At 67.7% G+C, this 24852-nt stretch carries 23 protein-coding genes and 1 tRNA gene; 10 read left to right on the top strand and 14 right to left on the bottom strand.

What is annotated here, in order from left to right; all coding sequences use genetic code 11:
- Positions 1 to 21: 21 nt before the first annotated feature.
- From ACW17V_RS00295 to ACW17V_RS00285, 3 genes are all read right to left on the bottom strand, one after another.
- Complete coding sequence (locus tag ACW17V_RS00295; protein ID WP_492106919.1) at positions 22 to 552, bottom strand: hypothetical protein; 531 nt, start codon at positions 550 to 552, stop codon at positions 22 to 24.
- A gap of 635 nt (positions 553 to 1187) precedes the next feature.
- The gene (locus ACW17V_RS00290; RefSeq protein ID WP_492106918.1) at positions 1188 to 1772 is read right to left on the bottom strand and encodes a polysaccharide biosynthesis/export family protein; all 585 of its coding nucleotides are present in this window, start codon (positions 1770 to 1772) and stop codon (positions 1188 to 1190) included.
- A 77-nt stretch (positions 1773 to 1849) separates the two neighbouring features.
- Complete coding sequence (locus ACW17V_RS00285; protein ID WP_492106917.1) at positions 1850 to 2641, bottom strand: metallophosphoesterase family protein; 792 nt, start codon at positions 2639 to 2641, stop codon at positions 1850 to 1852.
- Positions 2642 to 2904: 263 nt separating this feature from the next.
- Here ACW17V_RS00285 and ACW17V_RS00280 point away from each other — a divergent pair, with 263 nt between their 5' ends.
- Positions 2905 to 3735, top strand: a complete 831-nt coding sequence (locus ACW17V_RS00280; RefSeq protein ID WP_492106916.1) for a transglutaminase-like cysteine peptidase — start codon at positions 2905 to 2907, stop codon at positions 3733 to 3735.
- A gap of 191 nt (positions 3736 to 3926) precedes the next feature.
- Here the strand turns inward: ACW17V_RS00280 and ACW17V_RS00275 are convergent, their stop codons facing one another.
- Complete coding sequence (locus ACW17V_RS00275; protein ID WP_492106915.1) at positions 3927 to 4088, bottom strand: hypothetical protein; 162 nt, start codon at positions 4086 to 4088, stop codon at positions 3927 to 3929.
- Positions 4089 to 4354: 266 nt separating this feature from the next.
- Between ACW17V_RS00275 and ACW17V_RS00270 the strand changes: the two genes are divergently transcribed.
- Positions 4355 to 4933 (top strand): exopolysaccharide biosynthesis polyprenyl glycosylphosphotransferase, encoded by a 579-nt coding sequence (locus ACW17V_RS00270; RefSeq protein WP_492108848.1) that lies wholly within the window; start codon positions 4355 to 4357, stop codon positions 4931 to 4933.
- Positions 4934 to 5105: 172 nt separating this feature from the next.
- On the opposite strand, the gene ACW17V_RS00265 is transcribed toward ACW17V_RS00270, so the two are convergent.
- The 9 genes from ACW17V_RS00265 to hemC all read right to left on the bottom strand — a co-directional run bounded on the left by ACW17V_RS00265 (position 5106) and on the right by hemC (position 16132).
- Positions 5106 to 6959, bottom strand: a complete 1854-nt coding sequence (locus ACW17V_RS00265) for an O-antigen ligase family protein (RefSeq protein WP_492106914.1) — start codon at positions 6957 to 6959, stop codon at positions 5106 to 5108.
- Between the two features lie 85 nt (positions 6960 to 7044).
- Positions 7045 to 9264, bottom strand: a complete 2220-nt coding sequence (locus ACW17V_RS00260) for a GumC family protein (protein WP_492106913.1) — start codon at positions 9262 to 9264, stop codon at positions 7045 to 7047.
- 62 nt (positions 9265 to 9326) lie between these two features.
- Positions 9327 to 10583: an outer membrane beta-barrel protein gene (locus ACW17V_RS00255; protein ID WP_492106912.1), complete on the bottom strand. Its 1257-nt coding sequence runs from the start codon at positions 10581 to 10583 to the stop codon at positions 9327 to 9329.
- A gap of 135 nt (positions 10584 to 10718) precedes the next feature.
- Complete coding sequence (locus ACW17V_RS00250) at positions 10719 to 11270, bottom strand: hypothetical protein (protein ID WP_492106911.1); 552 nt, start codon at positions 11268 to 11270, stop codon at positions 10719 to 10721.
- A 634-nt stretch (positions 11271 to 11904) separates the two neighbouring features.
- Positions 11905 to 11980: transfer RNA gene (locus tag ACW17V_RS00245), tRNA-Thr, on the bottom strand.
- A gap of 40 nt (positions 11981 to 12020) precedes the next feature.
- Positions 12021 to 13556 (bottom strand): heme biosynthesis protein HemY, encoded by a 1536-nt coding sequence (locus ACW17V_RS00240; RefSeq protein WP_492106910.1) that lies wholly within the window; start codon positions 13554 to 13556, stop codon positions 12021 to 12023.
- On the bottom strand, positions 13553 to 14434 hold the full coding sequence (locus ACW17V_RS00235) for a COG4223 family protein (RefSeq protein WP_492106909.1): 882 nt from the start codon (positions 14432 to 14434) through the stop codon (positions 13553 to 13555). Before ACW17V_RS00235 ends, ACW17V_RS00240 begins: the two co-directional genes overlap by 4 nt.
- A 42-nt stretch (positions 14435 to 14476) precedes the next feature.
- Positions 14477 to 15172 (bottom strand): uroporphyrinogen-III synthase, encoded by a 696-nt coding sequence (locus ACW17V_RS00230; protein ID WP_492106908.1) that lies wholly within the window; start codon positions 15170 to 15172, stop codon positions 14477 to 14479.
- Positions 15173 to 15175: 3 nt separating this feature from the next.
- On the bottom strand, positions 15176 to 16132 hold the full coding sequence (gene hemC / locus ACW17V_RS00225; RefSeq protein WP_492106907.1) for a hydroxymethylbilane synthase: 957 nt from the start codon (positions 16130 to 16132) through the stop codon (positions 15176 to 15178).
- Positions 16133 to 16205: 73 nt separating this feature from the next.
- Between hemC and tsaD the strand changes: the two genes are divergently transcribed.
- From tsaD to ACW17V_RS00200, 5 genes are all read left to right on the top strand, one after another.
- Complete coding sequence (gene tsaD, locus ACW17V_RS00220; RefSeq protein WP_492106906.1) at positions 16206 to 17309, top strand: tRNA (adenosine(37)-N6)-threonylcarbamoyltransferase complex transferase subunit TsaD; 1104 nt, start codon at positions 16206 to 16208, stop codon at positions 17307 to 17309.
- Complete coding sequence (locus ACW17V_RS00215; RefSeq protein WP_492106905.1) at positions 17306 to 18319, top strand: NAD(P)H-dependent glycerol-3-phosphate dehydrogenase; 1014 nt, start codon at positions 17306 to 17308, stop codon at positions 18317 to 18319. The genes tsaD and ACW17V_RS00215 overlap by 4 nt, the downstream gene beginning before the upstream one ends.
- A 26-nt stretch (positions 18320 to 18345) precedes the next feature.
- Positions 18346 to 18627, top strand: a complete 282-nt coding sequence (locus tag ACW17V_RS00210; protein ID WP_492106904.1) for a YciI family protein — start codon at positions 18346 to 18348, stop codon at positions 18625 to 18627.
- A 9-nt stretch (positions 18628 to 18636) separates the two neighbouring features.
- Entirely contained in the window at positions 18637 to 19002 is a 366-nt protein-coding gene (locus ACW17V_RS00205; protein ID WP_492106903.1) for a Rieske (2Fe-2S) protein, read from the top strand.
- 109 nt (positions 19003 to 19111) lie between these two features.
- Positions 19112 to 20914, top strand: a complete 1803-nt coding sequence (locus tag ACW17V_RS00200; protein ID WP_492106902.1) for a methyl-accepting chemotaxis protein — start codon at positions 19112 to 19114, stop codon at positions 20912 to 20914.
- A 29-nt stretch (positions 20915 to 20943) separates the two neighbouring features.
- Here the strand turns inward: ACW17V_RS00200 and ACW17V_RS00195 are convergent, their stop codons facing one another.
- Positions 20944 to 21696, bottom strand: a complete 753-nt coding sequence (locus ACW17V_RS00195) for a creatininase family protein (RefSeq protein WP_492108847.1) — start codon at positions 21694 to 21696, stop codon at positions 20944 to 20946.
- Between the two features lie 130 nt (positions 21697 to 21826).
- On the opposite strand from ACW17V_RS00195, the gene acs reads away from it, so the two are divergent.
- Genes acs through ACW17V_RS00180 form a run of 3 tightly spaced genes read left to right on the top strand, consistent with a single transcriptional unit; the run spans position 21827 to position 24807 of the window.
- Positions 21827 to 23767: an acetate--CoA ligase gene (gene acs / locus ACW17V_RS00190; RefSeq protein ID WP_492106901.1), complete on the top strand. Its 1941-nt coding sequence runs from the start codon at positions 21827 to 21829 to the stop codon at positions 23765 to 23767.
- A 33-nt stretch (positions 23768 to 23800) separates the two neighbouring features.
- Positions 23801 to 24370: an SRPBCC family protein gene (locus tag ACW17V_RS00185; RefSeq protein WP_492106900.1), complete on the top strand. Its 570-nt coding sequence runs from the start codon at positions 23801 to 23803 to the stop codon at positions 24368 to 24370.
- Entirely contained in the window at positions 24367 to 24807 is a 441-nt protein-coding gene (locus ACW17V_RS00180; RefSeq protein WP_492106899.1) for a thiol-disulfide oxidoreductase DCC family protein, read from the top strand. The genes ACW17V_RS00185 and ACW17V_RS00180 overlap by 4 nt, the downstream gene beginning before the upstream one ends.
- Positions 24808 to 24852 lie beyond the last annotated feature (45 nt).

Below are 24852 nucleotides of genomic sequence, written 5' to 3'. Positions count from 1 at the left end.
TGTCTCGTTCGTTCGCTGGGGTCAGACTTCGCGGATCATCATGCGGAAGGCGGCCTTGAAGACCGCGCCGACCGCGGCGGCCGCCGCGCGGCTGACCACGATTTCCACCTTGGGGTCGGCCGAGACGCTCATGACGCAGGCGCCGCTGGTGACGCAGGACATGTCCGAACCGATGGTGATGATCTTCTTGCCCTTGGCGGCGGCGCCGACCGGGCCGGCGTTGACGCCAGTGGTGATGTAGAGGGCCGCGACGCCCGACACGCCGGCGACGTCGTCGGCTTCGACAGGCTTGCCGACCAGGGTCAGGGCGCCGGCGCTGAGGCCCGCGCCGATGGCGGCCATGACGGCGTTCTTTTCGGCGACGGAGGCCGGCTTGGACGGGTCGAAGACGACGCCCAGCGTGGCTTTGCCGGTCGGGCCGTTTTCGAGGAAGGTGAGCGCGCGGCCCGCGACCTGCAGGTCCTTGGCGGCGTCGGCGTGAGCGCTGATCGGCGCGGCGACGAGCGCCATGGCGCACAGCGCCAGGACGCCAGACTTGGTCTTTTTCAACATGCTGTTTATCCCCTGCCCAATTTCAGTCGGGCTTTCCTGCAGGGGAAAAAGAGCCCGATTAGTAAATAGAGTGTAACTTAGCTTGGGGTAACGCCGTTACCTGAGCGCAGCTTTAAGTTACTTATAGGTATATTGTGGTACCCAATATGGGTTTATGCTACCCTTTTACAGAAACTGTGTAGACCCAAGAACTATCTATACCTTAAAGGCTGAGAATATAAGGACGACTATTTGTGGCCTTGGCTTGAATGATCGGAAAACCGACGTTTTCCCCGCGCGGCCGAAAGAACAGCAAAAGAAATCCGCGCCAAGAAATCCGGCTTTGCTGAACGGCAATAGCTGAAACGGACATTTTGTCGCATTGGCGCGCAAAGCGTCGAAAATGGCCCTTTTGGGGCTCAGTCCAGAGTCTATTTTGGCTTTCGTATGGCGGCTCATCGATCCAGAGCGGCGCCCGTCGAGGTGCGAAACGCCTGGCGTCACGCCCGGAGTGGCCCTTCAGACGCCCCTTGAACCGCGCGCTGTGGCCACAACACGGCAAGGCCAAACCCAGGGCTCCATGCATGCGGAGCCCTGGGTCCTTGTTCACGCATTGTCTTCAGGCCAAGCGGTATCCGCCTGGCTTGAAAAGGCTTCTAGAAGAAGCGCTCGCCGATCCGGATGGTGTCGCCCGGAGCGACCGTGACGGTCGGATCCAGCGTCAGCTTTTGCTCTTCGGTGGCGCCGTTGCGCTTGACGAAGACCTGCTTCTTGTCGGCCCGGTAGGTATAGCCGCCGGCCGTGGCGACGGCGTTCATCACCGTCAGGCCAGAGGTATAGGGATAGGTGCCGGGCTTGCTGACTTCACCCAGGATATAGAACGGGCGGAAGGTCAGAACCTCTGCGCTGACGCGCGGGTCCTTCAGATAGCCGTCGCTCAGCGAGGTCTGCACCGCCTGCTGGAACTGGCTGAGGGTGAGGCCGGCGGCCTTGACCTCGCCGATCAGCGGCAGGGAGACAACGCCGCTGCCCGTAACGAAGAACTCGCCCGAGAGGGTGGGTTCGCCATAGACGGTGACGCGGACCTTGTCGCTGGATCCCAGCAGATAGGCGCCGTCCTGCGCGGCGGGGGGCGGCGGCTGTTGCCGGGCGTGCGCTGGCGCGGCGCCCAGGGTCCCGAGGACAAGCACACTCGCCAACAGGACAAAGAGCCAATTTTGGTTTCGTCTGACGATAGTCATCGGATTGAAGTCTCTGAATAAGCGTGTCCCTACCCGCGTGTCATGACACGGGCGCAGAGCAGCGACAAGCATGCGACTTAGGCGCGACGAGACTTTCGCGCCTGAAGAATGACCGGCGATCCCTCGATCAGGCGAACGGCGGTGAGAACGCCCGTCGCATAGGCTCCCGTATCAATATTAATACGGTCAGGACCGATGAAGGGCTCCTCGTCCGGCGTGTGTCCGTGGACTACGACGCAAGGCAGCCGGTGGGGTTGCGAGAGAAAGTCGTTTCGGATCCACATCAGATCCTCGGGCGTCTGACGGTCCAGCGGCACGCCGGGCCGCACCCCCGCATGCGCGAAGAAATAGTCGCCATAGGTCGCCGACAGCTCCAGCGCCTGCAGGAACGCCACGTGACTGGCCGGCACCTGCGTCTGGAAACTGGCCTGGATGTTGCGCCAGGCTTCCTGGTCCACCCGACCGATCGGCCGGGCCACGCCATAGGAGGTCATGGTGTCTGCGCCGCCGAACTCGACCCAGGCCGCGCCGGCCTCGGGATTGTCGAGGAACGACAGCATGGTCTGCTCGTGGTTGCCCATCAGGGCGCGAACCTCGAAGACGCCCTGCTGGGCCGAGGCGGCGGTTAAGGCGATCAGCCGGTCGATGACCCCGCGCGAGGCCGGGCCGCGATCCACATAATCGCCGACGAACACCAGCACGGGACGGTCATGGCGACCCAGCGTGGCGAAATCCCGCGCGATCACGTCCAGCAGTTCATCCAGCAGCTCCAGATGGCCGTGGATGTCGCCAATCGCATAGACGACGCGCCCTCCCGTCGAGGCGGCGGCCGCCGGGCTGGGCTTGGGGCGGAAAAACTTGAACTTCATCACCTGTCCACTCGGGCGCTTCGACTGCCCACTGAGGCGGGACGCAACTTGCCTGAGACGGGGAGGTCCAGCAACCACCCGCCTGAGAACGTTACCAGCCAATATACCACACTCTAATACGTCACGTTCACCACAGTTATTCGCACGTCATTATTCCTAATTGCTTAGTTACCATTTGTATTCATTCCCAAATCACCAGTCTTTTTAAGCTGATAATTGGGCACTAATTGCATTGTTACGTCGTCATTAAGGGCGATGTTTCGATGAATATCCGCAAACAACTCATCAAGTTCGCAAGCGTTGCTTTCATGCTGGCGGGCGCCACGGCGGCAAACGCTGAAGCCCGACCCTTCATGGCGCGCGGTGATACGGTTCAGGCCCCTCCGGGCTTCACCTTCATGTGCGAACGCGATCAGGCCGCCTGCGAAACGGCCGTCGCGGCCGCCGCCCCGTCCGCCACCCTGGCGATGTCGGCCCTCAGCACCTCGTCGTTGGGCCGGACCTGGCCGATGGCCATGGCCGCCGCCGAGCGCCAGTCCTTCGACGCCGCCGAGGACGCCGCCCAGCTGGGCCTGGTCATGATTGAAACCCTGCAGGCCTGGCGCCCCGAGGCGGTCGAGGATTTCCTGCCCGCCGGCGTGCTTCGTCCCGTCGCCGCCGCCCCGACCGTCGCCCCGGTCGCGCTGGCCGCCGGCCCCGCCCAACTGGGCAAGGGACAGCTGAAGCTGATCACCAGCATCAATCGCGACGTGAACCGCGAAGTTCAAAAGGCCAACGACTTCGATCTCTATGGCATGCCGGAATACTGGACCCTGCCGCAGGTCGTCGACGGCAAGATGTATGGCGACTGCGAGGACTATGCGCTGGAGAAGCGCCGCCGCCTGATCGAGGCCGGCGTCTCCGCCGAAGCCCTGTCGATGGCCGTGGTCGTCACCCGCCGCGGCGAACGCCATGCGGTTCTGGTCGTGGCGTTCGAATCTGGCGATGTGGTGCTGGACAACCTGACCCCGTGGCCCACCCCTTGGGCCGACCTCGGCTACACCTGGATCCAGCGTCAGGTCGGCAGCTCCAACGCCTGGACCACCGTCAGCTAGAGCCTTTGGCGCGCAAGGGCCGCCGGCCCGCGCCAAGGCCATGCGCCGGGACGAGGGGCCGGGCGCAGCCCGGCCTGATCCGCGTTGCTAAGGACGCCTCCCGCCTTCGGAGAGCCGGCCAGGGCTTCAGACAGCGAAAAGCCCCGGAGAGGTCTCCGGGGCTTCTTGGTATTTAAGACTGATGGTGGCGGCTAGACCGCCAGGCGGATCGCCTCGATCGCCAGAACCCAGAAGCCTGCGGAGACGACGGCGGCAGACAGCCATCCGAGGGCGCGCGGCAGGCGCTTGACGCCGGCGACAGGGGTCGCCGTCACGGAACGCATCGCGGAAAGGTCGGCCGGGATCATCGACATGGTGGTGCTCCTATAGGTCTGAGCCTAAGGAGCGAGCGCTAAGGTCACGCTAACGAACAGCGTTTACGCAGCGCTAACGCAATCTATAGTTAACCGTCGGTTTAGAAGTGACGGCGGCGCCGCACTGCGATAAATGAACTGTGGATGGCTTGGGAATGTCTCTCCAGCCAGCGCATGGTGGGGATCACGCGGTGAGTGGGGCCTGGAACACGGAAGTTCTCAAGCGTGACCCCGCGACATTTCTGCCGCGCGTGGCTGTCGATCCCATGAAACGTCTCTGTGACGTTCTTGCGTCGGCTTTACTACTTATCTTCTTTCTTCCTGTGCTCTTGCTGGCCGCGCTGCTGATCCGGCTGGAATCGCGCGGCCCTGCCCTGTTTCGCCAGACGCGCGGCGGCCTTAACGGCAAGACCTTCACCATCTACAAGCTGCGCTCGATGCGTTGCGAGGAGAACGGCGACTCCGTCGTGCAGGCCAAGCGCGACGACGACCGCGTCACCAGCATCGGCAAGATCATCCGCGCCACCAGCATCGACGAGCTTCCCCAGCTGCTGAACGTCCTGAAGGGCGACATGTCCCTGGTGGGGCCTCGCCCTCACGCTCAGGCGCATGACGCCTATTATGGCGCGCTGATCCCCGCCTATCAGATGCGCTTCCAGGCGCGCCCTGGTCTGACGGGCCTGGCCCAGATCAAGGGGCTGCGCGGCGCGACCAACGACGTGGACGACATGTCCAACCGCGTGAAGGCCGACATCGACTATATCGATAACTGGTCACTGCTGACCGATCTTCGCATCATGCTGCTCACGGTGCCGCACCTGCTGCTGGCCGAGAACGCCTACTAGGGCGCAAGCGTCCGAAACGGCGAGGGCTCCAGCACGCTCCGAGGGCGGCCGCGGCAGGCCGCCACTTTCCGCCCACGCTCACCTTCCGACGTCGAGAACCAGGGGCAGCATGATCGCGGGCACCTGAATCCAACGACGAACCTGCCCTGTCTTGCCGTCCTCGCACCCCCGGTTAGCGGACCGGCGGCGGCTCCGCGCGCAGCACGGCGATCTGCAGGGCCATGCCAAGCCGCCCGGTCGGATTGACCAGGGCGTTGGCCATGGCGACAAAGCGCTTGGGCTGCCTCTGGCGCCGCCACTCGGTCTTGAGCTGATAGATCGTCGACTGGCGACCGGCAGGGCTGAGCTCGCCCCAGTGCTCATAGGCGAACATCGTCCGGCGGCTAAACAGGCTGGTCTGCAGCGGCGCCACCGCGAAGGAGTGCTCAAGGGCCAGGTTGGAGGCCTCCTGGCGACCCAGGGCGGCGTCCACCGACGCGCGGCGCAGCCAGGCGGCGCCCGAGGCGGGGCGCAGGCCGACCTCGCGCGCGCTGAGGCGATCCAGATGGTCCAGTTCGGCGGCGTCCGGCCTGGCCTGAGCAAGACCGGTCTCGATGCGGCGCGCCAGGGCCTCGGCCGGAGCCGTGGGCCAGGCGGTGAGATCGCCGCCAAATCGCGACGCCAGCATGGGCGCAGCCACGAGGACCGAGGCCAGAACGACGGCGCCCGCCGCCACCCCGGCGCCCCACGAAATCCGCGGGTCAGACGATCGCGCCAGGCCCGGTCCAGCCGCCATCGACCCGACAACGCCGAGAATGAGAACCGCGAGCGCCTGGATAGCCGGAACCTGCAGCGCAAAATCGGTCACGCCATGCAGCAGGAAGACCAGAGCCGCGCAGGCCGTGGCCCTGGCCCAGGTCGCGGTCGCGCCTTCGCGCAGGCCGCCGCGCAGGATCGGCCAGATCAGGACGAGGAACAGCAGCGCCATCACCACGGCGCCGACGACACCACCTTCCTCCAGCCACTGGAGATAGAGGTTGTGGACGGCGCGGACGTCGAACAGCACGCGCAGATTTTCCTGGGTCGCCACCAGCTGATTGACGGTCGGGAACGATCCCAGACCGAATCCGAACCAGGGCGAGGACTGGAAGGCCTCCCAGTGCGGCGCGAAGATCGCGGTCCGCACCGCGATGTCCCGTTCGGTGTTGTTGAGCCGTTCAGCGACCAGTTCGGTGCTCCGCAGGCTCAGGGCCCCGATCACCAGGAGCAGGGCCATAGCGCCCAGTCCGGCGACCACGCGGAAACGCTGACGCTGGGCGATCGCCTCACCGACCAGCATCAGACCCAGGCCGACCAGGGTCGCGGCAAGGCCCGCGCGGGAAGCGGTCAGAAGCAGGGCGGTCAGCAGCACCCCGACAATGGCCAGGCAGGCCACGGCCTCGGGATCGCCGCGCCGGAGCATGGCCAGCCCCCGTTGACGGCGCACCCGATTGGCGGTCGCCGCGACGGCCAGCAGCAACCCGCCGCCAAACACCGTTGCGGCGCTGTTGGGGCTCAGCAGGGTCGCGACCAGACGTGTGGAGCGGCGCAGGCCGACGTGATCCAGAAAGGCCAGGGTGGCATAGACGCCGACCGCCATGACCGCGATCCGCAGGAACCAGCGTCCGCGGGCTTCGGAAACGCCGATGATCCGGGCCGCCACGAACAGGCAGGCCAGGCCGAGAAGCTGCACAAGGTTGAGCCAGACGGCGGAGCGATCGACGGTAAGGGCGCCCGGGCGCTCGGGCACATAGGCCCAGACCGGATGGGCGCCGCCTGGTCCCCAGGGGGTCAGCGCCCAAAGGACCGCCAGCAACAACAGGCCAAACAGCGGGATCTGGATCGCCAGGCCCCGCAGCCGCGCCAGATCGCGTCGGGCCCAGCGGCAGGTGGCGAGGAGGCCGATCAGGAAGGCCGCATAGACGCCGCTGAACAGGCAGGCCGTCGAGATCTCGCTGGCGCCGAAGGCGATGACCGCCATGAAGACCAGTCCGAGAAGAACGCCCACGGCGACCTTCTCGGATATGGCCAGGCGACGGACCGCGCCGCGGCCAGCACGGGCGGGCGACGCCGCCGCCGGCCGCGCCCGCGTCCTAGTCGGCATAGTACTTACGGTAGCTCTTGTAATAGTAGTCGGCGCCGCCGTAGCCGTAGCGGGTCTGGGCCTTCAGATCGACCTGGGTCAGGGCCAGGCCCGCCAGGAAGACGCCGCGGCCGTGCAGCAGGCTGATGGCGGCGGTGATCGCCTTGACCGGAGTCTTTTTCCAGCGCGCCAGCATGACGACCGCATCGGTGTGCGGCGCCAGGATGCGGGTGTCGGCAATGGCCAGCAGGGGCGCGGTGTCGAGCAGCACCACGTCGAAGCGATTGCGCAGTTCACCCAGCAGACGCAGCATGGCGGGCGATCCCAGGACGTCGCGCGGCGTATAGGCCGACTTCGTCAGAGCCAGGACCTTGGCGCCGCTCGGATCGGAGATCAAAGCCTGATCAAGGCTGCAGACACCGTTGAGCACCTCGAGAAGACCGAGCGACGGCACTTCCGGCAGGAACCGGTTGATGGCGCTCTGGCGCAGATCGCAGTCGACGATGATGACGTTCGCGCCCGAGGTGGCCAAGGTGCGGGCCAGGGAGAAGGTCGTCGTGGTCTTGCCTTCGCCCGGCAGGGACGAGGTGACGGCGATGACCTTCACGGCCTCGCCCACCTTCGAATAGAGGATAGCCGCCCGCAGCTTGCGGAAGCTTTCAGCGAAGGTCGAAAGCGGTTTGGCCAGCAGATAGTCGGGCGGACTCATGTCCCGCGCCAGCTTGGCGTCATCGATCGCCGAGCTCAGCAGAGGGATCGACCCCAGATACGGCAGGCCGATACGACGCTCGACCTCGTCTTCGGTGAAGATGCCCGCCATCAGGATCTCGGCCAGCACCACCGACGCCGCGCCGGCGCCCAGGGCCAGAACCAGGCCCAGGGCGAGGTTCAACGAAGGCTTGGGATAGCTGGGGGTCGTCGGGATCTTGGCCCGCGACACCACGCGGGCGTCGGCCTGCTCGATGCCCTGGCTGCTGGAGGTCTGCTTGAAGCGGGCCAGCAGGGACTCATAGAGGGTGCGCACGGACTCTGCCTTGCGCTCCAGTTCGTTCAACCGGATGCTGGCGCGATTGTTGCCCGCCAGGGCGCCCCTCGACGCCGAGACGCTGCCGGCCATCGAGCCCGTGCGCTGGCGCGCGACCTGGGCCTGGGCTTCCAGGTTGGAGATGATGCGGCGAATTTCGGCCTGGATCTGGCCGTCGATGTCCGTCAGTTCGCGCTTGGCCTTGAGCAGGTCCGGGTGGCGATCGCCATAGCGGCCGCTCATGTCGGCCACCTTGGCGCTCTGCTCGGCGCGCTGCTTGCGCAGTTGCTGAACGACAGGAGAATTCAGCGACTCGCCGACGTCTTCGCCGGTGCTGCCGCGGGCCAGCTGGTTGCGGGCGATGTTGAGGCGGGCGTCGGACTCGGCCTGCTGGGCGCGGGCCGAAGCCAGCTGCTGGTTCAGGCCCGAGATCTCCTGCTCGGTCAGGGTCGCGCCCTCGGCGCTCATCAGATTATTGGCGATCTTGTATTGCTGGACGGCGGCCTCGGCCACCTGCAGCTGGTCGCGCAGCTCGGCGACGCGGGTGTCGAGCCATTCGTTGGCCTTGGCCGTGGCGTCGAACTTGGCTTCGAGCTGTTCGGTCAGATAGAGGTCGGCGAAGGCGTTGGCGATCTTGGCCGAGTCTTCGGGATTGGTGTGGGTGTATTCCACCGAGATCAGATAGGTCAGGCCCGAGCGGCGAACCTTCAGGCCTTCAAGCAGGTTGTCGACAACCTTTTCCTGTTGGCGCTGAGCCTCGACGGACCCGACGGCGGCGGTCGGGGCGACCACCTTCTTGACCCAGGGCAGCCACGACGCGACGCCCTTGGCGCCGGGGGCTTCGGGATTGAAGTAGGGATCCTCGGTCAGCTTCAGCTGCTTGACGACCCGAGCGGCCAGAGACCTGGATTTCAGGACCTCCACCTCGGTGTCGACCACCGAAGAATCCGCCGGCAGACCCGACAGAACGGCGCTCATGTCTGCGACCTGTTCCTTGCGGACGTCCAGCATGACCTGGGCGGTCGCCGTGTAGCGCGGCGTTTCCTGCAAGGTGTAGAGCAGCACCGCCACAAACACCGCCAGGGCGACGGCCGCGAAAAGGCGCAGCCGGCGTCGGAAGGTGGCGATCGCGATGTTCAGATCAAAAGACATCGCTCCGGCGCTAGGCGCCGGAGCGTGTTGGGTGTCGAAGGAAGAGCCGTCCATGGGTACTCTCAATGGGGGCCCTGCTCGGACCTATAAAGTCCTTCTACAGCGAGAAGGGTAACCTAGAACTGAAGAGCGACAGAAGCCGCGATCTTGTTGTCCGAGAACGACGAGGCCTTCGCCGCGCCGGACGAGTCCTGCTTCAGGTAGCTGTAGGTCAGGAAGAGACCGACATTACGGTTCAGCAGATAGGTGCCCGTGGCGTTGAAGCCGGTACGCTTGTCGTCACGATCGATGAACGCATACTTGTCCTTGCCGTAGCTGGCCGAGGCCGAGAGCAGGACATTGCGCATCAGTTCGTGATCGATGCCGACCGAGGCGCTGTTGGCGATATAGCCACCCGAATTCGCGGCCACGGAGTCTTCGATGGAGCGCGAGGCGGCGACGTTCAGCGTGGTCAGTTCAGTGGGGAACCATTCGACGCGACCCTTGGCGTTGAAGCCATCGAGATCAGCATAGTTGTCGAAGGTCTGTTCCATGTAGCCGGCTTCGACTTCACCACGAACAGATTGCGACAGGTCGAAGTTGGCGCCGACCGTGGCGACATAGCCTTCGGAATCGCGCGCGCGGTTGGCGACGATAGCGGCGACGCCCGGCGAAGCCGCGCGGCCCAGGGTGTCGACGTCATATTCCTTGGTGTTGCCGACCAGCGAGGCGAAGATCGCCGTGTCGGGGCTGAGGGCGTATTCAGCCTTACCGCCATAGTAGAACTCGTCGCGATCGCGGGTGTTCTGGTTGAACGTACCGCCCTGGTCGTCATAGTCGAACTTTTTGGCGTCCAGCTTGCCGGTCAGGCGAAGGCGGTTGAATTCCTTCACGGCGGTCAGGTTTTCCGACCACAGGTAATATTCGACCGGCTTTGCCGTGGCGCCAGCCGGCGTACCGGCGGTGATCGCCGTACGGGGCTCGACTAGGTTCTGCCATTGGGCCGACGCGGAGATGTAGGTCCCACGCTCGACGTCGAGGCGACCATTGAAGCCGAGGGTGTATTCCTCGCTGTTTTCGGTGTCGAAGTCCGCATAGCGGTTCACCGAGGCCGAGGCGAAAGCGCCCAGGGCGTTGCGCGACCAGTTGGAACGAGCCGCCACTTCCGGCTTGACCTTCCAGATGACGTCGGACTGTTCGCCCGTCGCAACGGCGTAGATGTTGTCGTCATGCACGGCTTCAACGGTCACGCGCGGATACAGCGTGAAACCGCCGGCCTTCATGCCGATGGCTTCATAGTCCGGACGGGGGCGCTGACGAACACTGGTGTTCTTGTCGCGCTTGAAGTTCGAGCCCAGATCTTGAGCCACGGAAACGGCGGGAACAGCCGCCATGAGCGCGGCCGCTACGGCCGCTGTCGTCAGAATTCGCATATCGTCTATCCCCACCTCAAGGCGCCTAAAAACGCCCGTCAGATCCAAACACAAACACAGAGCAGTGAGGGCGAGCCGGGCTCGCCCTCACTTAACTTAACCGCAGTAGGCGGCCACAACGCCCGCGCAGGGGTCGAAGGGCGCCACGACGACGGTGGCCGGGGCCGCAACATCGGGGGTGCCGCCGGGGGTCGTGGTGCTCTGCAGGTTGGTCAGAACGCTCACGGTGGACTCCGTGGTGACAGCGCCGGTCGAAGCCGTAGCCGTCGGCGCCGTGGTGATGTTGGCGGCCACTTGCGTGGCCAGCGCCGGGGCGACATCCGCCGCGATGGAAACAGCCAGCCCAGCGGGAATGACGCTGTTGTTGGCGGCCGTGGTCAGGGCGGCGGCCATAACCGCAGGCGTGGCGCCGGAATCGGCCAGGGCGGCCTGAATGGCCGCCTTCAGCGCAGCAGCTTTCTGATCAGCCGTCAGGGCCGCGAAGCCGGGCTGCGCGGCGCGGGTGCGCGCGGCCGTAGCGATGACCGTCTGGAGCGACGCGGGAGTGGGGGCGGCGGCGGGCGGGGTTTGAGCCAGAACCGAACCACCCATCGGGCCGGCGATGATCGCCAGACCCAGAACGATGGCGCTCGTGAGACGCGTTGACATGGCGACCTTCCAAAAAAGCGATTAAGAGTTCAGAAACCTATACTGCAAGAGCGAACAGCGCTCCAGCAACTTTTTGCAAGTCTAGGGCGAGACAGCCAAAGATGCGTGCATCTGCAGCCAACCAGCCATTTTTTTGAGCGAAAATCAGCACTTCCGGTCACAGCCTCGACGAAACGCGAAGACTCCGCTGTGCAAAACCGCACAACAACCGGCTCAATCCGTCCCATTATTCACGCATCACGCGAGATCCAGGCTCGCGGCGAATATTATCCGGAGCCCGCGCGACATAATTGCCACAGATTTGATGATCTGACGGGGAACTCGACCAGAGTCATGGTCGGCGACGCTTGAGTTGCCGGAGAGCCCGCAGCAGCGGGCGCTCAATGCTGGGCCAGATCAGCAAGGCCACGAAGCCCAGGATGACAGTTGCGGCCAACAGCACGAGATCAACCCCTTATTGCGAACAGGGTAACAGTCTTTCGTGACAATTAACCATACGCTCAAGCTTGACCACCAAAGAGTCGCGAACTCTCAACGCAAAGCACGCGTGGCGCGCAATTCGTGGGCCATTCTGGCGCGTATTGGACGTTTCCCAACCAGCGCCAGGCGCGGCGCTGGCCGCGAGAGGCGAGAATGGTGCCGCTTAGGTGACTCGAACACCTGACCCCATCATTACGAATGATGTGCTCTACCAGCTGAGCTAAAGCGGCCCACGGCGCGTTGGGGACGAGCCCCGGCGCGAGGAGGCGCCTATTTAGCGGCGCGCGGGCCGCTTGCCAAGCGTCTACGTGACGCCGTGTTGCGGCGCGGCGCCGGGCCCTCTCCCGAAGGCTCCGGAAGCGGCGCAGCGTCGAAGACGCCAGGATCGTCCGGGATCGGCATCAGGGGGCCGCCGACCTCAGCCGCGCGGACGAAAGGCGTCGATTCCACATAGGCCGAAGGCAGCTCGGGCAGATCGTTCATGGTGCGCTCGCGCCGCTCATGGCGCGGATGGATCAACTCGCCGGTCTCGGCGAAGCTGACGGCCAGGCGAGCCCAGTCCTCGCGGTCATAGGCGAAGGCGCGGCCTTCGGGGTCGAGATCGGACCAGTCCGGCTCCTGCGGCGCCGCGGAGCCTCGGGCGATCCATGCGCGGGCCTCGTCGGCCTCGCCATTGGCGAAGGCCACGCGGGCCATCAGGCCGGCGAAACGGGCCGTGGGGGCCTCTTCGTCGAGCAGACGGGCGGCGGCGCGGGCCGCGACGGGATCGCCGCCCACCAGGCCGCTTTCGACGCGCAGGATGCGGCTCTCGCGGGCGTCGGGCTTCATCGCCGCCAGGGCGGCCAGGCGCGCGGCGCGGGCCTTGGGCGTCTCATTGGTCTTCAGGTCGCGATAGGCCAGCCAAAGGGCCGGATGCGGCGCGCTCTTCCAGGCCGCCTCGATCAACTGCCCGGCCTTGGCGACCTTGCCGTCGCCGGCCAGGAGACGGGCGGCCATCACCACGCCCGGCGCGAAGTCGGGCTTGAGCTTGACGGCCTGGGTCGCGAAATCGAGGGCCTGACCGCGCTTGCGCGGATCCTCGGAGCCTTCAAGGCTGGCGGCGGAGGCGGCCAGCAGGGCGGCGCGCGCGCGCTCGGCGACCACGGGCGGCACGATCTTGCGGTCCAGGGCGCCCTGGGCCAGATCGAGGGCCGAGGCCCAGTCACCCGCCTCGAGCCGGGATTCCAGCAGGGCCCGCCAGGCCCAGCGCGCGGTGCGGGCCAGGCCGAAGGCGGTTTCGGCGTGGCGCACGGCGGTCAGCCTGTCGCCCTCGGACAGGGCGGTCTGCATCAGGCCGCGCAGGCCGGCCAGCCGCATCTCCGGAAAGCCCAGCATGGCGTTATAGGCGGCCTTGGCGGCCACGTGGTCACCGGCCGCCTCCGCCGCCTGGGCCGCGAGCACGCGAACCAGGGCAGGCGCATCCTCGGCCAGATCGGCGGCCTTCTGCGCCAGGCGTCGGGCCTCGGAGCCGTCACCCGCCGCCACGGCCAGGAAGCCCCGAGACAGGGCCTCGACGCCCTGCTGGCGCTTGCTTTCGGCGCGGGCGCGCGCGGCGCGGCGCGGCGCCTCGACCACCCAGATCAGGCCGCGCCACAGGATCGTGGCCATCAGGGCGGAAAACAGGGTCAGGAGCGCGGCGGCGGCGGCGGTCATCTCGACTCGCCAGCCCATCCAGTCGAGATGGGCGCGGCCCGGCTCGCCCATCAGGGCCAGGGTTGCGACGGCGACCGCCGCCACCAGGAACAGGATGAAGGACGCGCGGATCATGGCGCGGCCCGCGAAACCTGGGCCAGGGCCGCCAGGGCGTCGGCGCGGATGGCGGCTACATGGCGATCGACCTCGACGCGGCGCTCGGCCGAGGCCAGCCACGGGGCCAGGACCAGACGGGCTGGATCAGGAAGGGCGTCGAGGGTCCGGATCGCGCTCTCGACATCGCCCTCATCGAGCAGGCGCTGGGCGCGCGCCAGCTTGGCGTCTGGCGTCGTTCCGCGCGTCGAGCTGACCTGGCGGATCGAGACGATGCCGGACAGGGCATAGCGGATGCGGGCCAGCAGGTCGGCCTCCTCGCCCGGATCGCGCGCGGCGGTCGCCGCGCGGCCGGCCAGGGTCTCGAACTCGGCGGCGAGACCGGCGCGGGTCGGGGCGCCCGTCTGGGCCAGGCGCGACAGGGCGCGCAGGTCGGGCGACATCGGCAACACCCGTCCAAGACTGGCCAGTTCTTCTTCGAACGGGCCCGAGGTCTGGGCCGCATCCGCCAGGGAGGCGGCGGCCAGCGAAGCGGCGGCGGCGTCCAGAACGCCCTTCTGGCCGGCTTCCAGAGCGGCGAGACGGGCCTCAAGCCGTTCGATCTCGACGGCGGAGCCCGCCAGAGGCGGCGCGGCGACCTCGACCGGAAGCGGCGAGCCGACGGGCAGGCGCGCGGACGGCGGCGTGGCGCTGGGCGTGGCGCGAATCTGGCTGTCGGCCGAACCCTTCACCGGAAACCAGGTCGGCCCGTAGCGGGTGACCAGGGCGCCCAGGATCACACAGGCCACGCACAGGGCGATCATCGCCCAGAAACCTGGGCCCAGAAGCGGGCGACGGCGGGCGTACAGCGCGGGATCGCTGGGGGTGACGATTTCAGCGGGATCTGGAGCGGCGTTCATACGCCATTCGTGCCCCACGCCGCACCGACGCGCAATGTGCAGCTATCGCCCAAGCAGTTCGAGCAGGGCAGATTCACGGGGTCGAGGCGCAAAGGCCACAGAGCCAAGACGGCCCAGGCGTTGCGCCGCCAGGAGCGGTTCCGCCACGGCCGGCGACAGGCACAGGGCGTGAAGCGCGGGCGCCGGCGCCTGGTCGAGAAGGGCGGCCAGCCCTCGCGCGGCGCGGGGAGACTGCAGCAGCACGGCCTCGAATCCGGCCAGTTGCGCCAGGGTCTCCGCCGCGGGCAGGCGGTCGATAGCGGCATAGACCGCCAGGGCCCGCGCCGCGATCCCGGCCTGGGCCAGCAGCGCAGGCAAATCTGCCGCGGGCTCGCTGGCGCCGACCGACAGGACAGGTCCGGGACGGCTTCGCGCGATCAGGGCGGCCAGCGCCTCGACGTCGCCGTCGGCGCTCAAAGGCTCGGCGAACCCCGCCGCCTGGGCCGCGCGGGCCGTCGCATCGCCCACGGCGAAGACCGGAAGGTCGCGCGCGGTTGTCAGGCGCGCGAAAGCCTCGACGCCGTTGGCGCTGGTGAAGGCCAGAGCCCCTATCCCGGCCAGGTCGACCACCGGTTCGAGAAACCGGATCTCCAGCAGGGGATCGACGAGCGCCGCAAAGCCCAGGGCCTCGACGCGGCGGGCGGTCGCCTCGGCGCCGAGGCGGGCGCGGGTGATCCAGACCGTGCCGCCCTTGCGCATCGGCTAGTCCGGCAGGATCAGGGCGTCGCCGCCCTCGGCCCGCACGGCCGCGCCCAGCGACAGGCCCAGTTCGCGAGCGGCCGGAATATCGTCAGGTCCATCGAGCGTGACTTCACCTTCGCGCCGGAAGCGCTGCACGCCGTCGGGGGTCAGGGCTTCGACGATCATCGACAGGCGCCGGCCATCCAGGATGGCGTAGGCGCCGATGGCGGTGCGGCACGAGCCTTCCAGGGCGTAGAGCGCGCCGCGCTCGGCCGCGACACAGATCGTGGTGGGGCGGCAGCGGACGGCGTCGAGCCAGCCGGCGTTCACATCTTCAAGGCGGGTCTCGATGACCAGAGCGCCCTGGCCCGGGGCCGGCGGACAGGCGATCGGGTCCAGCCAGCTCTTGGGCAGGTGACCCAGGCCCAGGCGGTTCAGGCCCGACTGCGCCAGCAGGATGGCGTCGGCCTCGCCGCGTTCAAGCTTGGCCAGGCGCGTATCGACATTGCCGCGCAGCATGACGATCTCGAGATCGGGCCGCACATGCAGGGCCTGGGCCTGACGGCGCAGGCTGGCCGTGCCCAGGCGCGCGCCGTGGGGCAGGTCTTCCAGCCGATCGCAGATATTGCTGATGAAGGCGTCGCGAGGATCCTCGCGCTCGGGCGTGGCGGCCAGGATCAGGCCCGGCGGCAGCTCGGCCGGCATGTCCTTCAGCGAATGGATCGCGCAGTCGATGCGGCCGTCCAGCAGGGCTTCCTCGATCTCCTTGGTGAACAGGCCCTTGCCGCCGATCTCCATCAGGCGGCGATCCTGAATGCGGTCGCCGGTCGTGACGATCGGGATCAGGGGCGCATAGGCCTCTTCCTCGCCGGGCGACCCGCCCAGCGCGGCGGCGATCCGCGCCTGCATGAGACCCGACTGGGCCAGGGACAGCTTGGAGCCACGGGCGCCAATACGGATGGGAGGTTGCCGGGACACGGTCGGAACGTTACCTGCGGAGACAAGATTGAAGCCATCGCTGCTACAGGAGCGGCGGGAACCCCGCAACCGAATGCCAAATTCCACGACCCTCGGCCTGACGATCCTTGGCCTGGAGACCAGCTGCGACGAGACCGCGGCCTCGGTCGTGCGCCGCGAGGCTGACGGCGCGGTGACGGTGCTGTCCTCGATCATCGGCACGCAGTTCGAGCAGCACGCCCCATTCGGCGGCGTGGTGCCGGAGATCGCCGCCCGCGCTCATGTGGAAGCCATCGACGCCATCGCCGCCGAGGCCATGCGCGCGGCGGGCATCGGTTTCGACCAGATCGACGGTGTCGCCGCCACGGCCGGCCCGGGACTGGTGGGCGGCGTGATGGTGGGGCTGGCGTTCGGCAAGGCCGTAGCCCTGGCCCGCGACGTGCCCCTGGTGGCGGTCAATCATCTGGAAGGCCACGCGGTCTCGGCCCGGCTGGGCGCCGATATTCCCTATCCCTTCCTGCTGCTGCTGGTTTCCGGCGGCCATTGCCAGCTGCTGGAGGTCGCGGGGGTCGGGGCCTGCACCCGCCTGGGCACCACCATCGACGACGCGGCCGGCGAGGCCTTCGACAAGATCGCCAAGTCGCTGGGCCTGCCCTATCCGGGCGGTCCGGCGCTGGAGACGCTGGCGATGAGCGGCGATGCGAGCAAGTTCGAGCTGCCCCGCGCCCTGCTGGGCCGCAAGGATTGTGACTTTTCCTTCTCGGGCCTGAAGACCGCCGCCGCGCGCCAGGCCGAGAAGATCACCGACGAACAATCGCGCGCCGATCTGGCCGCCGCCGTCCAGGCCGCCATCGCCCGCCAGCTTTCGGAACGCACCGACCGGGCGATGAAGCTCTATAGAGACAGCCATCCCGATCAGCCGCTGCGCTTCGTGGTGGCCGGCGGCGTGGCGGCCAATGGCGCGGTGAAGGCGGCGCTGAAGAAGAACTGCGACGACAACGGCTTTTCGTTCGACGCCCCGCCCCTGGCCTACTGCACCGACAACGCCGCCATGATCGCCCTGGCCGGCGCCGAGCGTCTGGCCCTGGGCATCAGCGATGATCTCGACGCCGTCGCCCGTCCGCGTTGGCCCCTGGACGAGGCGGCGGCGTTATCCAATCCGAGCAACAGTTTCGGTCGCAAGGGAGCCAAGGCATGACAACCTTCCAGAACGTGGGCTTTCAGCACGCGGGTGTCATCGGCGCGGGCGCGTGGGGCACGGCCCTGGCCCAGGTCTGCGCCCGGGCCGGTCTGCAGGTCACGCTGCAGGCCCGCGAGACCGAGGTGGTCGAGAGCATCGCCGCCAACCATGAGAACAGCCTGTTCCTGCCCGGTGTCGTTCTGGAGCCCGAGATCGCCGCGGTCGCCGACATGGCCGGCCTGGCGTCCTGCGACCTGATCCTGGCCGTCGCCCCGGCCCAGCATCTGCGCTCGGCCCTCAAGGCCCTGGCCCCGCACCTGCGTCCCGGCGTTCCGGTGGTGCTGTGCGCCAAGGGTGTCGAGCAGGGCACGCTGAAGCTGATGACCGAGGTCGCCGTCGAAACCCTGCCGGGCGCGCCGCTGGCCGTGCTGTCGGGTCCAAGCTTCGCCGGCGAGGTGGCCCGCAACCTGCCCACCGCCGTCACCCTGGCCTGCGAGGACGAGGCGCTGGGCCGCGCCATCGCCGAGGCCATCGCCACCCCGACCTTCCGCCCCTATATCGCCGCCGACATGATCGGGGCCGAGGCCGGCGGGGCGGTCAAGAACGTGCTGGCCATCGCCTGCGGAATCGTCGAGGGCAAGGGCCTGGGTCGCAGCGCCCACGCCGCCCTGATCACCCGGGGCTTCGCCGAACTGACGCGCCTGGCCATGGCCCTGGGCGCCAGGGCAGAGACCGTGGCTGGCCTGTGCGGCCTGGGCGATCTGGTCCTGACCTGCTCCAGTCCGCAGTCGCGCAACATGAGCGTCGGCCTGGCCCTCGGCCGGGGCATGACGCTGCAAGAGGCCCTGGCCGGCAAGCTGTCGGTGGCCGAAGGCGTCGCCTCGGCCCCGGCCGTCCGCGACCTGGCCGCGCGGCTGGGCGTCGAGATGCCGATCTGCCAGGCCGTCGCCGCCATTCTGGCGGGTGAAGCCGAGGTCGACGCCGCCATCGCGGGGCTGCTGTCGCGCCCGCTGAAATCCGAAGCCTGAACGCTGTTATATATAAGGAGCGCCCGATGCCCCTCTTCGCCATCACCTGCAAGGACAAGCCCGGCGCGCTCGAGACGCGTCTGGCCACCCGCCCCGTCCATCTCGACTATCTGAAGGCCTCGACCGGACTGAAGCTGGCCGGCGCCCTGCTGGGCGATGACGGCAATCCGGTCGGCTCGCTGCTGATCGTCGAGGCCGACGACCTGGCCGCCGCCCAGGCCCAGGCCGACAACGACCCCTTCACCCTGGCCGGCGTGTTCGACAGCGTCGAGGTCCGCGCCTGGCGCGTGGCGATCGGCGAGGTCTAGCGTCCGTTCGTGCGATCCGATCCCGAAAATCCTGCCCGCCCGGCTCCCGGGACGGTGCTCTGCGCTCTGGACGAGATCCCCTCGCCCGGCGCCAAGGGGTTTCGCTTCCGCCAGGACGAGGCCCTGTTCGCAGGCTTCGTGGTGCGGCAGGGCGAGGCCGTGTTCGGCTATGTCGACAGCTGCCCGCATGCCGGCTGGCCCATGGCGGGCTTCGCCGGGCGATATCTGACCCGCGACAACGACCTGATCCTGTGCGGCGGCCACGCGGCGCTGTTCCGGATCGAGGATGGGGTCTGTGTTGCCGGCCCCTGTCCCGGCCAGACCCTGGTTGCCTGGCCCGTCCGGATCGCACAGGGCGAGGTGCTAACCACTTGACCGCGCGACGTTTTGTCGCTCCGCAGCCACGGTAGAGTTAACAGCCATTAGACATGTGGTCCTCATGATCTGACCCAACGGAAGCGGTTTCTCACGGGGAGGCGAGCTGATGGCGTCACTGGGACAGAAGATCATCGGAGCGTGCGCGGGCGCCGCGCTGCTCTGCGCGGCGACAGCGGGAACGGGACTTTGGGTAGCGTTCAGCCTGGACAAGGCCCTGGAGCGCGCCGCCTTATCCGCCCGCATCCTGCGCCTTCACATGCATGCCGACATGATGCACGACGCCCTGCGCGGCGACGTCGGCGGCGCGATCATGTCCAGCGATCCTGCCCTGGGGATCGATATCAAGGTCGTGCGGGCTGATCTGGCCGAGCATGTCGCGGCCTTCAAGGACGATATCTCCACCAACGCCAAGATCGCCACTGACCCACTCGTCAAAGCGGCCCTGAGCGAAGTCGAGGCGCCGCTCGGCGCCTATATCGCGGCCGCATCCAGCCTGATCGCCGTCGCCGACATCGACCCAGCGGCGGCGCGCAGCCAGCTGCCGGGGTTCAACGCCCAGTTCTCCGCCCTGGAGGACAAGATGGAACAGGCGTCCAACAGGATCGAAACCGCCGCAAACCGCGACGCCGCTACCGAGCGCCGCCTGGGCTCGATCGGTCAGGCCGTCATGGCCGCCCTGCTGCTGGTCGCGGCCGTGCTCGCCGTGGGCCTGGTCGTCGCCGCGCGAAGGGGCCTGGTCGCTCCGCTCAACGAGATCACCCGGTGCCTTCGGCGGCTGTCCACCGGCGACGTCGCCGGCGTCCTGCCCCGAAGCGAACGCAAGGACGAGATCGGCGACATGGCCAGGGCCGTCCAGGCCTTCCGTGACGCCGTCGAAAGCTGTCAGAAAGAGCTGAAGGCGACGGACATGCGCGAGGCCCTGGAGGCAGAGCGCCGCGCGGCGGAGGCCCGGCGCGACGCCGAGGACGCCGCCCAGTCATCCGTCGTCAGCAATCTGGGCGACGCCCTGAGGTGTCTGTCGAACGGCGACCTGTCGCATCGGATCGACCAGGCCTTCCCACCGGGCTACGAGCGCCTGCGCACCGACTACAATGCCGCCGCTGAAAAGCTGTCGGGCGTGATCGCCGCTTCGCTGGAGGGCGTCTCGATGATCCACGGCGGCACGGCCGAGATCACCGAAGCCGCCGATGACCTTTCGCGGCGCACCGAGCATCAGGCCGCCAGCCTCGAAGAAGCCGCCGCCGCCCTTGATCAGATCACCACGACGGTGCGCCAGACGGCGGAGGGAGCCAATCGCGTCCGCAAGGTGGTCGAACAGGCTCGCGCGGCGGCCGGCAACAGCGGAGCCGTCGTCGATCAGGCGGTCGGCGCCATGGGGGCCATCGAGAAATCGTCCAGCCAGATCGGTCAGATCATCGGCGTGATCGACGAGATCGCTTTCCAGACCAACCTCCTGGCCCTGAACGCCGGGGTCGAGGCGGCCCGGGCCGGCGAGGCCGGTCGTGGCTTCGCCGTCGTGGCCCAGGAAGTGCGGGCGCTGGCCCAGCGATCGGCCGACGCCGCCAAGCAGATCAAGACCCTGATCGCCACCAGCGCGGCCGAGGTGGGCCAGGGGGTCGACTATGTCGGCAAGGCCGGGGAGGCCCTGCGCGCGATCGCCGAGGAAGTGGACCAGATCGACGCGCTGGTTGACTCCATGGCCGCCTCGGCCGCCGAACAGGCGCGCGGACTGGCCGAGATCAACACGACCATGAACCAGATGGACCAGGTCACCCAGCAGAACGCCGCCATGGTCGAGGAGACCACCGCCGCCAGCCATGCCCTGGCCCAGGAGGCCACGCGCCTGGCCGAGCGGATGGGCGAGCTGCGGATCAAGGGCGGGCCGTCGGCTCAGCCGCTGGCCGCCTAGACCGATCCCGCTCTCAACGGAGGCTGGGGTTATCCCGGAACCTTCTCCGCCGAAAAGGCCGCCAGGTCTTCGATCAGCGCCCTGGCGGCCATGGCCACCAGTTCCCCGCCCTTTTCCGGCGTGGCCAGGGCGGGATCCGACCCCATACGGCCGTCGGGATAGCGGGCCCGGAAGTCGAGGGCCTCGCGGATCGGACCGGTCGGCGCGATCTTCGGCTCATAGGCCGTGGTCTTGATGGTTTCCGGATAGGCCCACTGGGTCACCGCGATCTCGGAGGGCGTGGCGTGGCTGCCGTGACCCACCGGAAACTGCCGGTTGGCCAGGGCGTTGACGCCGGCCAGATCCCACCAGTTCTTGAGCTTCAGGGCGAACGGCGCCCGGGCGCCGCGGAAGCTGTAATCGGCATAGATCTCCGAGAACGCCGCCTCGATCGAGGCGACATTGCCGCCGTGGCCATTGAGGAAATAGATCCGCTCAAAGCCGTGCGCGCCCAGCGACCGCACCCAGTCGCCGATCGCGGCGATAAAAGTCGAGGGGCGCAGGAAGATGGTGCCCGGAAACGCCAGGTGATGCTGGGCCATGCCGATATTGAAGGTCGGGGCCACCAGCACGGTGTCGGACTGCTTCTGGGCCTCGTGCGAGATGATCTCCGGACAAAGCCAGTCGGTGCCCAGCAGGCCCGTGGGGCCGTGTTGCTCGTTGGAGCCGATCGGCACCACGACGGTCTTGGACGTCTTCAGGAAGGTCTCGATCTCGGACCAGGTCGACAGGGCGAGCAGCATGAGAACCTCCGCGATGAACAGGCCTTCGGCATAGCGCGGCCCAATCATGCAAGAAACCGCAAAGGTATTCTTGCGCCCCGGGACGGGCCGCGCATAACTCCCGCCCAACAAGACCAAGGGAGTAGACGGCGTGAGCGACGGACAGGTTTTCCCGGTTCCAGAGGCCCTGGCGCAGCAGGCCCATATCAACGCCGCCGCCTATGAGGCCGCCCTCGCCCGCGTCGAGGCCGATCCCGAAGGCTATTGGCGCGACATCGCCGCCCGCCTCGACTGGATCAAGCCGCCCACCCAGATCAAGGACGTCTCGTTCAACAAGGACGACTTCCGCATCCGCTGGTACGCCGACGGGGTGCTGAACGTCAGCGCCAACTGCATCGACCGCCACCTGCCGCACAAGAAGGACGAGGTCGCCCTGATCTTCGAGGGCGACGAGCCGGGAACCTCCGACACCCTGACCTACGGCCAGCTGCACGAGGAGGTTTGCCGCATGGCCAACGTCCTCAAGGTGCAGGGCGTCCAGAAGGGCGACCGGGTGACGATCTATCTGCCGATGATCCCGATCGCCGCCGTCGCCATGCTGGCCTGCGCCCGGATCGGCGCCGTGCACTCGGTGGTGTTCGGCGGCTTCTCGCCCGACAGCATCGCCGGCCGCATCCAGGACTGCGCCTCGCACTTCGTGATCACCGCCGACGAGGGCAAGCGCGGCGGCAAGCGCGTGCCGCTGAAAGCCAATATCGACGAAGCCCTGAAAAGCTGCCCGTGGGTGGGCAAGGTGCTGATGGTGCGCTGGACGGGGGCCGACGTGCCCCTGGTCAAGAACCGCGACATCGTCTGGCAGGACGTGCGCGAGGCGGTCTCGGCCGAGTGCGCGCCCGAACCGATGAACGCCGAGGATCCGCTGTTCATCCTCTACACGTCCGGCTCGACCGGAAAGCCCAAGGGCGTGCTGCACACCACCGGCGGCTATTTGGCCTGGGCGTCGTGGACCTTCTGGGCGGTCTTTGACTACAAGCCGGGCGAAGTCTTCTGGTGCACGGCCGACGTCGGCTGGGTCACCGGCCACAGCTATGTCGTCTATGGCCCGCTGGCCAATGGCGGGACCAGTCTGATCTTCGAGGGTGTGCCCAACTATCCCACCCCCAGCCGGTTCTGGGAGGTGATCGACAAGCACAGGGTCGAGATCTTCTACACCGCCCCCACGGCCCTGCGGGCCCTGATGCGCGAGGGCGACGAGCACGTCACGAAGAACGACCTGTCGAGCCTGCGCCTGCTGGGCAGTGTGGGCGAGCCGATCAATCCGGAAGCCTGGCTCTGGTACCACCGCGTGGTCGGCAAGGAGCGCCTGCCGATCGTCGACACCTGGTGGCAGACCGAGACTGGCGGCATGCTGATCACCCCCCTGCCCGGCGCCACCGACCTGAAGCCCGGCTCGGCCTCCAAGCCCCTGCCCGGCGTCAAGCCGCAGCTGGTCGACGCTGAAGGTCTGGTGCTGGACGGCGCGACCGAGGGCAATCTGGTCATCACCGACAGCTGGCCCGGCATGATGCGCACCGTCTATGGCGATCACGGCCGGTTCTTCGAGACCTATTTCAGCACCTATCCCGGCAAGTACTTCACCGGCGACGGCTGCCGGCGCGACGCCGACGGCTATTACTGGATCACCGGCCGGGTCGACGACGTGATCAATGTCTCGGGCCACCGCCTGGGCACGGCCGAGATCGAGAGCGCCCTGGTGGCCCACGAGACCGTCGCCGAGGCCGCCGTGGTCGGCTGCCCGCATGACATCAAGGGCCAGGGCGTCTACGCCTATGTGACGCTGAACGCCGATGTCGAGCCGACCGAGGACCTGCGCAAGGCCCTGGTGCTTTGGGTCCGCCACGAGATCGGCCCGTTCGCCGCGCCCGACGTCATCCAGTGGGCCCCGGGCCTGCCCAAGACCCGGTCGGGCAAGATCATGCGCCGCATCCTGCGCAAGATCGCGGAGAACGAACTGGGGAGTCTCGGCGACACCTCCACCCTGGCCGATCCGTCGGTGGTCGATGATCTGGTGAAAAATCGCGCGGGCGCGTGACGGCGGGGCCGTCGGCGCGTTAGCGTCAGCATGATGCGCCGGCTGCTCCCCCTTGCCCTGATGCTTCTGGCCGGCCCGGCTCTGGCCGACGGCGGCTGGATCGACCGCCTGCGGGCGGGCGAAATCCCCATCGAGGCCCATGCTGACGCGCGCGGTCGCGGCGGCATGGTCCGGGCCGCCATCGACATTCCCGCCCCCGCGGCCGTGGTCTGGCGCACCATCCTCGACTGTGATCGCGCCGCTCGCATGACCCCTGGGGTGAAGGGCTGCCGGGTGCTGTCCCGCGCGGCGGACGGCCGCTCGGAACTGCGCGAGCATCTGGTCAAGTGGGGCTTCTTCCTGCCGACCCTGCGCTCGACCTCGCGCATCGATCTGGAGCCCGACCGCAGTATCCGCTTCACCTGTGTCGGCGGCGACATCCGCGCCTGCGAGGGCTCCTGGACGCTGGAGCCGATCAAGGCCGGGACCGCCACCCGCGTGACCTATGAGATGTGGGCCGCCGCGCCCTTCGCCGTGCCGGCGCCGGTGCTCAGCGGCCTGATGCGCCGCGATGTTCCCGACGCCCTCAGGGCCCTGCGCCGTGAATGCCAGGAGGCCGAGTGAGTTCGGCGTCGCACAGCCCGCCCGACGGCCTGTGGCTGTTCGACGGCGTCTGCAATCTCTGCTCGGGCTCGGTCGCCGTGGTGCTGAGGCTGGACCGTGAGGGCGTTATCCGTTTCACGCCGATCCAGTCGCCCTATGGCCGCCAGCTGGCCATCGCCCACGGCATCGACCCGGACACCCCCGCCAGCTTTCTGTTCATCGACCACGGGCAGGCCCTGGAGAAGACCGCCGCCATCGGCGCCCTGCTGCGCCGTCTGAAGGCGCCCTGGCGCTGGTTGGCCTTCGTCGATCGCCTGCCCAGGCTGCCGGCCGACGCCGCCTATGACTGGCTGGCCGCCAACCGCTATCGGCTGATGGGCAAGAAGGAGGCCTGCATGGTTCCCTCGCCCGCCCAGCGCGCCCGCTTCATTCTGGACCCGCCGCCCAGCGGTTCATGACAAGACGGTAAGCTTTCGCTCCGGCGGGGCGATGATAGGGTCGGC

This window comes from Caulobacter sp. FV2ye17ST, assembly GCF_058680955.1.
This window is presented reverse-complemented; position numbering and strand designations above follow the sequence as displayed.

Excerpts from the sequence above, each read along its gene's own strand:
- tsaD (WP_492106906.1), top strand. The coding sequence starts at position 16,206 with ATGCCAAATTCCACGACCCTCGGCCTGACGATCCTTGGCCTGGAGACC.
- ACW17V_RS00185 (WP_492106900.1), top strand. The coding sequence starts at position 23,801 with ATGCGCCGGCTGCTCCCCCTTGCCCTGATGCTTCTGGCCGGCCCGGCT.
- ACW17V_RS00290 (WP_492106918.1), bottom strand. The coding sequence starts at position 1,772 with ATGACTATCGTCAGACGAAACCAAAATTGGCTCTTTGTCCTGTTGGCG.
- ACW17V_RS00215 (WP_492106905.1), top strand. The coding sequence starts at position 17,306 with ATGACAACCTTCCAGAACGTGGGCTTTCAGCACGCGGGTGTCATCGGC.
- ACW17V_RS00250 (WP_492106911.1), bottom strand. The coding sequence starts at position 11,270 with ATGTCAACGCGTCTCACGAGCGCCATCGTTCTGGGTCTGGCGATCATC.
- ACW17V_RS00295 (WP_492106919.1), bottom strand. The coding sequence starts at position 552 with ATGTTGAAAAAGACCAAGTCTGGCGTCCTGGCGCTGTGCGCCATGGCG.
- ACW17V_RS00235 (WP_492106909.1), bottom strand. The coding sequence starts at position 14,434 with ATGAACGCCGCTCCAGATCCCGCTGAAATCGTCACCCCCAGCGATCCC.
- ACW17V_RS00230 (WP_492106908.1), bottom strand. The coding sequence starts at position 15,172 with ATGCGCAAGGGCGGCACGGTCTGGATCACCCGCGCCCGCCTCGGCGCC.
- ACW17V_RS00260 (WP_492106913.1), bottom strand. The coding sequence starts at position 9,264 with ATGGACGGCTCTTCCTTCGACACCCAACACGCTCCGGCGCCTAGCGCC.
- ACW17V_RS00195 (WP_492108847.1), bottom strand. The coding sequence starts at position 21,696 with ATGCTGCTCGCCCTGTCGACCTGGTCCGAGATCGAGACCTTCCTGAAG.
- ACW17V_RS00285 (WP_492106917.1), bottom strand. The coding sequence starts at position 2,641 with ATGAAGTTCAAGTTTTTCCGCCCCAAGCCCAGCCCGGCGGCCGCCGCC.
- ACW17V_RS00255 (WP_492106912.1), bottom strand. The coding sequence starts at position 10,583 with ATGGCGGCTGTTCCCGCCGTTTCCGTGGCTCAAGATCTGGGCTCGAAC.
- ACW17V_RS00240 (WP_492106910.1), bottom strand. The coding sequence starts at position 13,556 with ATGATCCGCGCGTCCTTCATCCTGTTCCTGGTGGCGGCGGTCGCCGTC.
- ACW17V_RS00210 (WP_492106904.1), top strand. The coding sequence starts at position 18,346 with ATGCCCCTCTTCGCCATCACCTGCAAGGACAAGCCCGGCGCGCTCGAG.
- ACW17V_RS00200 (WP_492106902.1), top strand. The coding sequence starts at position 19,112 with ATGGCGTCACTGGGACAGAAGATCATCGGAGCGTGCGCGGGCGCCGCG.
- ACW17V_RS00275 (WP_492106915.1), bottom strand. The coding sequence starts at position 4,088 with ATGTCGATGATCCCGGCCGACCTTTCCGCGATGCGTTCCGTGACGGCG.
- ACW17V_RS00280 (WP_492106916.1), top strand. The coding sequence starts at position 2,905 with ATGAATATCCGCAAACAACTCATCAAGTTCGCAAGCGTTGCTTTCATG.
- ACW17V_RS00270 (WP_492108848.1), top strand. The coding sequence starts at position 4,355 with ATGAAACGTCTCTGTGACGTTCTTGCGTCGGCTTTACTACTTATCTTC.